Raw genomic sequence first — 7,927 nt, forward strand, 5'->3', positions numbered from 1 at the left:
AACTGGTCGTTCAACGCGGACGCCACTACAGGCCAGGGCCTGTAGCGGTACCCTCCGCGCTTCGCGCTACGGCGCCGGTTAACTTTGGCGTTAGGCCCCACTTTTTGAGGCTGCATTTTGGCAAGACTGCTTCATGTCGTGCCGCGTGAAAATCAATAGCCATCGATGTTTCGCGCGAGAGCACTGATGTATGCCACGGCCTTTTTCTCTGCCGTTCTCGCATCTGTTCGCGTCTTCAGGTTTGGCGCTTCACTGCCCTCAAGTTCCGCCACGTGGCGCAGTGCGAAGTCTCAATCTGGCTGTCTGTCCTACGGCAGCCCGCTGGCCAGTCAGCGGCGCCAAAGTGCCCCACGCCATCGGCAATTGGTTGCCTGTCCTTCGGCAGGCAACGGCGATCATGTGCCGCGCCATCTCTCCGCATGCCATCACCAAGCTGGCCGCGCGTCCTTCGGCGCTCAGCGCAGGGAAACCGCGCTGCCACGGCCAATCAGCATCAGGCAAAACTCTGGATATCAAATTAAGGGAGCGGCCATGCACAGGCCAAGCATCAATGCACGCAGCCAGGTTGCCGTGGCCTCAACGCCCTCGCCTGCGCGCACCAGCCTAACTGGTCGTTCAACAGGGACGTCGCTGCTCCGCAGCGCCGCCCGTTAACTTTGGCGTTAGGCCAATGCAAGCCATGGAACTTCTCGACGGTAGAGCAATAGCCGTATTTGTCTTTGCGCTGTTTTGGGCTGCCGCAATCAAGAACCGCTACGTGAGGCTGCTTGTGCCGCCGTTGATAGGCATCATCATGACTGCATCGATGGCTGGCGCGTTTGGGCATGCCGCGGACAATGATGCGCTTGCATTCACAATAATGTGGTCACCGGTCCTCCTCATCGCCTATCTACCAGCCACAATCGTTGGCATCTTTGTCGTAGAAGTCCTTCAAGGAATTCTGAATAGAGCCGCGCGTAACAAAGGGGAATAGCGAAAACTCGCTTCGGCCATCAATGGCGCGCCCAACGCTCATAGCGCACCTGGCAAAGTCTCTGAAGTCAAAGCAAGGGAGGGGCAATGCACATGCCCAGCATCAATGAAAGCAGCCAGGGTCCTTATGGCCTCAACGCCCTCTCCTGCGCTCCCCAGCCTAACTGGGCGGTCAAGCGGACGCCAACAAGGGCCATGGCTTCGCCATTGTCCTGGCCCTTGTTGGTGCCCTTCAGTCGCTGCGCTCTTTCCGGCGCCGCTTACCTTGGGCGTTAGGCCACTCTTAACAAGTACTCGGCCATGCCTGCAAGCTTGTCCGTTGAAGCTCGTGCTGATGACGTGCTCCGCAGCGCTCAACATGCGGGAACATCGCATCAGGCCTCGGTTGCTTTCTCTGCTATAGCGCCACACATCAATAGTCATCGCCACTACCGCGCGAGAACACCGGTTTATGCCATCGCCTCTTTCTTTGCCGTTCTAGCGTTGAAGCCATGCTTCATGTTTGGCGCTTAAGTGCTCATGCGGCTCGCAACCTGGCGCAATGCTCAGGCTCAATCTGACTGTCTGTCCTTCGGCAGCCCGCTCCCCGATCAGCAGCGCCGAAGTGACACACACCAACGCCTGGTGGGCCGCCCGTCCTGCGGCGGCCAGCGCGTAGAAACCGCATGGCCACGGCCATCAAGCATCAGGCAGAATCTCTGGAAATCAAATCAAGGGAGCAAGGCCATGCCACGGCCGAGCATCATCACCAACGCACAAGAGGCTTGCTTGTTCTCGCCCGCCTTGGCATCTGCCACCAGCCTAACTGGGCGGTCAAGCGGACACCAACAAGGGCCAAGGCTTCGCCATTGTCTTGGCCCTTGTTGGTGCCCTACGCACCTTCGGTGCTCCGGTGCCGCTTACCTTGGGCGTTAGGCCACACAAAATGCAGAGTAGCGCACACGAACTTTTGTTGGAACTGGCAGCCCTATTTCCCAGCTTCCAAGAAGCTTGGGACTCGGAGGCGAACTGCAACAGAAACGAGGACGGAAGTTTTAACCTCGCAGGACTTTGGGCAGAATTCAGCGACTACTTCATCGCACAGCCAACGACGCCAACACCAGTGCAACTTCAAGAGCTTGCGGGTCTTGTCAACAGGCGCATCGCTTCCGATTCGAACGATGAATCCTCAAGCGTGTCAACCTGCTTCCTGGAGAATGTTGCGGGAAGCATCAGGGCCAACGAGTTGAAGGCTCTCCTCGGCACCCAAGCGCTTGCAGTAATCAATAAATGGGAGCCAGCACGGTGAGTAAAGCAACGCTCTGTGGCCTGAATTCACATAACAAGTGCAACACCCCTTACGGACGTCCATACATCGCCTCCGGGGTTCTAAAGCCATAACGTTCACGCGGCCGTGTGTTGAGTTCCCGCGCAATCCAATCGCATTTGGCCTGCGTCACATTCTTCATGCAGCTGCCCTTTGGAAGGTACTGCCGAATCAGGCCATTGGTGTTCTCATTCGTGCCGCGCTCCCATGAATGGTACGGCGTGGCGAAGTAGCAGGCCACGCCAAACTCCTTCTCGATCTCTTCGTAGTCATGGAACTCCGTTCCGTTGTCAAAGGTGATCGTCTTCATCCTGGCTCCGTACTTCCTGAGAACCGACCTCAAGGCCTTGTTGGTCTCTTTCGTGTTGCGCGCTTTGAGCTTCCTGATCACCGTCAGGCCTGTCGCGCGCTCCACCAAAGTCAAGATGCTGTGTCGCAGATCTTTGCCCACTACCGTGTCGCCTTCCCAGTGGCCCACTTCTTGTCGAAGCTCCACTTCCAGTGGTCGCTCTGTGATGTGCTTCTTGCCCCTCAGGATCCCGCGCCAATCGTGCTTTCCGTAGCGTTTGCGTCTGAGCTTCATCTTCAGTCTCAGGTGCTTCCACAGCCCGCCGCCCGCTTGCTTGTCTCGTAAAAGGTAGCGGTAAATGCTCTCGTGGCTCATGTCCAGCAAGCCTTGCGGTCTGAGCGTGCCCACGATCTGCTTGGGGCTCCACTTCTTGCGCAGGTAGCGCCCGACCAGCGCGTACTGTTCGGGCTTGAACTTGGGCCCTCGCCGGCTTCTTCGTCGCCGCACTCGCGCATACCGATCCGCCTTGCACGGTCGGTACGCACCATCGTGCGTCGTGGCGTTCCTGCTGACCTCCCGCGATATCGTGCTCGGTGAGCGTCCCAGCTCCTGCGCTATGGCGCGCAGGCTCCAGTTCGCTTTCAAGTACGCGGAAATCAGGTATCTTTCTTCTCGGGCGAGTTGTCTGTAATGCGTCATGGTGTCGCCCCCCTTCTTGCCGGAATACGGGGCTCCATCACTTTGCCTTCAACTCGCCTACCTTCTTCAAATGGTGTTGCACTTAGTTTGTGAATCCGCGCAGCCTAACTGGGCGGTCAAGCGGACACCAACAAGGGCCATGGCTTCGCCATTGTCTTGGCCCTTGTTGGTGCCCTGCGCACCTTCGGTGCTCCGGTGCCGCTTACCTTGGGCGTTAGGCAAAACCAAATACAGAGGGCGTGTATGGAAGAGTCAATCCTCATGGTCGCCGCTGACGCAATATCAATGGCAATCGCGAAATTGCTGAAGGTTGTTGGCGTGCCTGAAAAGCAAGCTGTCAAATTCGCACCGTTTGTGTTCTTTGCGGTCCTTCTTGCAGCCGCGTTTTCGGCTTGGTTCTACATCTCTGGCAATCAGAACTAGGCTTAGCAGTCAGCTCCCTTTTTGGGCTTTGCCACTAAGCCTCGCGCCGAGGACTGGTGGGCGGCCTGCGCTCCCGGCAGACCGCGTCAGGTTTTGCGCCGTGGCAAGCCACCGCGCAGTCATCCCGCAGCCACGACTGGCGCCGTCGCTGCTTGGCGTCTCGCCCATCGCCGGGTACAGTCGGTACATCGCTTTCTAGCGTCCAACAAACATTCAGGCAGGCATCGAATTGAACATCCAGTTCAAACTCGCTGGCGAGTACCTCAGCACTTTGGCGCGTTCAAAGCGGCCGCTGCCTAACTGGTCGGTCAAGCGGACGCCAACAAGGGCCATGGCTTCGCCATTGTCCTGGCCCTTGTTGGTGCCCTCCACTCGCTGCGCTCCTTGCGGCGCCGCTTACCTTGGGCGTTAGGCCCGTCGAATTCACGCACCCACGCAAGGCGCCGCTTTGATCAAATCCATTTTCAAGCTCGTATTCATCACTGGCCTACTCTTCCTTGGCTATCAAGCTGCGTCTTTGTACTATCTCAAAGAGCTTGTTGACGACATGTCCCACTGCTACAAAGAGGCCGATGTATGCAAAGTGTTGCGCCAGCCAATCACCGAAAGGCAGTTGGAACCTCACATTAACCAGGCACTGATCTGCCAGAAGAAGCGGCAATCACTAGTTGGCTCCATACTGCATCCGATACCAAAGACTGACAGCAGTTCGGCACCAAATGACTACATCCCAGAGGACACTCGCCAGAAGTTGGCTTCAATGTGTAGTGATTTCGAAGCGCAATAGCGAGACCTCAATCAACCAGGTCTGCGCCTCTTGATACAACGCGATTTGGCCAATACATGACAGTCAAACCAACAGCCCAGAATGCAGCGCCTAACTGGGCGGTCAAGCGGACGCCAACACTGGCCATGGCTTCGCCATTTTCATGGCCAGTGTCGGTACCCTCCGCCCTAGCGGGCTCCGGCGCCGCTTACCTTGGGCGTTAGGCCCTTTTTGAACAAGCAGTCGGCCACGCCTTCAATCTAGTCCATTGAAGCTTGAATCGGTGCCGCGCTTCTCAACGCTCAACATGCGGGAGCATCGCCTCTGGCCTCAGCTGCTTCCTTTGCCGAGGCAATGCGCATCAGTAGCCATCGCCGCTACCACGCGAGAACACCGGCTCATGCCATTGCCTCTTTCTTTGCCGTTCTGGCGTTGAAGCCATGCTTCATGTTTGGCGCTTGAGTTGCTATGCGATCCGCAACCTGGCGCGATGCTCAGGCTCAATCTGGCTGTCTGTCCTTCGGCAGCCTGCTCGCCATCCAACAGCGCCAAAGTGCCACGCGCGGCCGCCAAATTGGCCGTCCGCCCTTCGGCGGCCAGCGCAGGGAATCCGCATGGTCACGGCCTCCAACATCAGGCAGAATCTCTGAAAATCAAATCAAGGGAGCGGCCATGCAAAGGCCAAACTTCAAAGGTACACAGCCAGGTTTGCGTGTTTTCAGCACCCTCTCCTGCGCTCACCAGCCTAACTGGTCGTTCAACGCGGACGCCAATACAGGCCATGCCTTCGGCATTCTCATGGCCTGTATTGGTACCCTCCGCGCTTCGCGCTCCGGCGCCGGTTAACTAGGGCGTTAGGCATCCTAAAATTCCGCATATTCAGGCAGCAAAAATGCAAGAACCACGAATACTCGGAGAGAGATTTCTAGAGCAACTGCACAGGCATGTAATTAACATCATGTGCTTGGACAGTGGGCCAGAGGCAAGGCGCCGCAACGACGGAAAGTGCGCGCTGTACAACTTCAGCGCCTTCGTTGTTGAAATCGAAGGCAGATGGTTTGCAATAACTGCGGGGCATATTTTCAGAAAACTCAAGGAAGCGACTGCCTGCGGATCAATAATATCCGACTGGCAAATCGATGACTCCATTGTATCCAGTAAGCCAAAGGAAGCGTACAGAATTTCCGTAAACATCGACTTAGATGTTATTTGGTTATACGAAGAAGACGATGGATTTGACTATGCTTGCTTGGAGTTAGGTTACCTCACACAAGAAGCCCTAAAAAAAGAGGGCATCTCTGCAGTTTCGCAGGATCTTTGGCAGTCCGATGACATTGAAGAATTCACGTTGTGGCTGCTCGTAGGAACGCCAATGGAGTTTGCACGACTAGTAGCAGGCGAACCAGTAGAGAAAAGTCATGCCACCATTCAATTGGAAAGAAGCGCAGAAGTCCCAGGCGGACTTACTGAAACAGAGTATAAGCGGTTGTACGCGAAAATTCACTTCGAATCCGTTATGGAGGGCGGAAGTGGCTTTAATATTGAAGGCATGAGCGGCGGACCAATATTTGGTCTTCGCCCCTTTACCGAAAGTAGCCCTTATGAGTACAGACTTATCGGTGTCCAGAGCGCATGGAACCGAAAAGACAGCGTTGCAATTTGTGCGGCTTACCCGTTTATTCAAGCCATTCGTCAACGCATCACGGCGAACACAGTTCCCCCCAAGCCGGATGCCTAACTGGTCGTTCAACGCGGACGCCAACACAGGCCATGCCTTCGGCATTCTCATGGCCTGTGTTGGTACCCTCCGCGCTTCGCGCTCCGGCGCCGGTTAACTAGGGCGTTAGGCCTCATCTAGGACGATCTATCATGACCATTGCAGCCAATATCGTTACGGCACTTGTGGCGCTGCTCCATATCTACTTTCTCGTCCTAGAAATGTTTTTGTGGACAAAACCCGCAGGTCGAAAGGCCTTTGGCCTCAGTGCCGAGCAAGCGGAAGCAACGAAAGTTCTTGCCGCAAACCAGGGGCTTTACAACGGATTTCTTGCCGCCGGGCTAATTTGGAGCATTGCACTAGGCAGCTCTGGCTCGTCAGTAAAGCTCTTCTTCTTGGGCTGCGTTTTGATCGCAGGCATCTACGGAGCAATGACTGCGAGTCGCAAGATTCTCTTCATTCAAGGCATGCCTGCAGCTGTTGGCATCGCGCTTGTAGTGCTTAGCTAAAGCGACTGTGAGCCGTCCGTCCTTCGACAGGCAACGCGCAGAAACAGCACGGCCACAGCCAATCAGCAGCAACAGGCAGAATCTCTGGCAATCAAATCAAGGGAGCGGCCATGCACAGGCCAAGCATCAATGAGCGCAACCAGGCTGGCTTGGCCTCAACGCCCTCTCCTACGCTCCCCAGCCTAACTGGGCGGTCAAGCGGACACCAACAAGGGCCAAGGCTTCGCCATTGTCTTGGCCCTTGTTGGTACCCTCCGCACCTTCGGTGCTCCGGTGCCGCTTACCTTGGGCGTTAGGCCACTCTTGAACATCATCTCTGGAAGCTTTCATGACACCAGCAGTAAAGACTGCCGCAATAACTGGCGCAATCGCTATCGCAGCATTTGCTCTCAATCCATCCGCTGAACGGCACCGAAACCAGATCAAGGAGTCCATTGCAGAACGCAGCCCATTGGCTGGTCTGTTGGGCGTAGGGGCGTTGACTGCTTTTTCCAGCAACTATCATTCGCTGGGCGTAGCGTCCTACACGAGCATCAACAACAAGACAGTCTCCGTGGGCTTGCTGGGTATGGTGTTTGTTATCGACTCGCACAAGGACTTTTGAACTTCAGCGCCCCGGCGCTGCCACAACCTCTGTGGGCATTCGAACCTAATGGAGTTGCCGTGAACTTGCATCAAGCAGTAGCCAATAGCGTGATCAACGCAAAGGCTGTGTCGCCTAACTGGTCGGTCAAGCGGACGCCAACAAGGGCCATGGCTTCGCCATTGTCCTGGCCCTTGTTGGTACCCTTCAGTCGCTACGCTCCTTCCGGCGCCGCTTACCTTGGGCGTTATGCCCCAGCTTGCTTCATGCATAGAACTTGGCTGTCAGCACCTCATGCGCACCTCAACCTTGCCGGCGCGAAGTCCTGATCATGCATATGGCTGAGCGTCTATTCCCGGCCGTGTCCTTTGCCTTCCATCGCCTCATCGCAGGACTCGCACAGTCACACGACCACGGCCTCTTTCCTGGTACTTCGCGCCGGGCATTGCCTCCGCGATGCAGCGCTGTCGCTAGTGCCTCTCCATGGCCAAGCGCACCAAACGGTCCTGGCTTCGCGCTCACCAGTCTGGCTTCGTTTAAGCTCGCTGGCATAACTGGTCGGCCAAGCGGACGCCAATACAGGCCATGCCTTCGGCATTCTCATGGCCTGTATTGGTGCCCTGCGCACCTTCGGTGCTCCGGCGCCGCTTACCTCTGGCGTTA

At 56.4% G+C, this 7,927-nt stretch carries 8 protein-coding genes; 6 read left to right on the forward strand and 2 right to left on the reverse strand.

Annotated features, from left to right (window positions below):
- Window positions 1-670 precede the first annotated feature (670 nt).
- Together JY96_RS21785 and JY96_RS23500 are read left to right on the forward strand one after the other, a co-directional pair.
- The gene (locus JY96_RS21785) at window positions 671-973 is read left to right on the forward strand and encodes a hypothetical protein (RefSeq protein WP_035044395.1); all 303 of its coding nucleotides are present in this window, start codon (window positions 671-673) and stop codon (window positions 971-973) included.
- Between the two features lie 951 nt (window positions 974-1,924).
- Window positions 1,925-2,260 (forward strand): hypothetical protein, encoded by a 336-nt coding sequence (locus tag JY96_RS23500; RefSeq protein ID WP_152606714.1) that lies wholly within the window; start codon window positions 1,925-1,927, stop codon window positions 2,258-2,260.
- Between the two features lie 49 nt (window positions 2,261-2,309).
- Here JY96_RS23500 and JY96_RS21790 read toward each other — a convergent pair whose 3' ends face one another.
- Window positions 2,310-3,266, reverse strand: coding sequence for an IS30 family transposase (locus tag JY96_RS21790; RefSeq protein ID WP_035044397.1), 957 nt, complete (start codon window positions 3,264-3,266; stop codon window positions 2,310-2,312).
- 243 nt (window positions 3,267-3,509) lie between these two features.
- On the opposite strand from JY96_RS21790, the gene JY96_RS21795 reads away from it, so the two are divergent.
- Entirely contained in the window at window positions 3,510-3,689 is a 180-nt protein-coding gene (locus tag JY96_RS21795; RefSeq protein WP_152606715.1) for a hypothetical protein, read from the forward strand.
- Between the two features lie 213 nt (window positions 3,690-3,902).
- On the opposite strand, the gene JY96_RS23690 is transcribed toward JY96_RS21795, so the two are convergent.
- On the reverse strand, window positions 3,903-4,061 hold the full coding sequence (locus JY96_RS23690) for a hypothetical protein (protein ID WP_161784393.1): 159 nt from the start codon (window positions 4,059-4,061) through the stop codon (window positions 3,903-3,905).
- A gap of 1,286 nt (window positions 4,062-5,347) precedes the next feature.
- On the opposite strand from JY96_RS23690, the gene JY96_RS21805 reads away from it, so the two are divergent.
- From JY96_RS21805 to JY96_RS23030, 3 genes are all read left to right on the forward strand, one after another.
- Complete coding sequence (locus JY96_RS21805; RefSeq protein ID WP_152606716.1) at window positions 5,348-6,193, forward strand: hypothetical protein; 846 nt, start codon at window positions 5,348-5,350, stop codon at window positions 6,191-6,193.
- 131 nt (window positions 6,194-6,324) lie between these two features.
- Window positions 6,325-6,681: a DUF1304 domain-containing protein gene (locus JY96_RS21810; protein WP_035044406.1), complete on the forward strand. Its 357-nt coding sequence runs from the start codon at window positions 6,325-6,327 to the stop codon at window positions 6,679-6,681.
- Between the two features lie 328 nt (window positions 6,682-7,009).
- The gene (locus tag JY96_RS23030) at window positions 7,010-7,285 is read left to right on the forward strand and encodes a hypothetical protein (protein WP_035033866.1); all 276 of its coding nucleotides are present in this window, start codon (window positions 7,010-7,012) and stop codon (window positions 7,283-7,285) included.
- Window positions 7,286-7,927: the final 642 nt, after the last annotated feature.

The sequence above is a fragment of the Aquabacterium sp. NJ1 genome (genome assembly GCF_000768065.1).
GTDB lineage: Bacteria > Pseudomonadota > Gammaproteobacteria > Burkholderiales > Burkholderiaceae_C > Aquabacterium.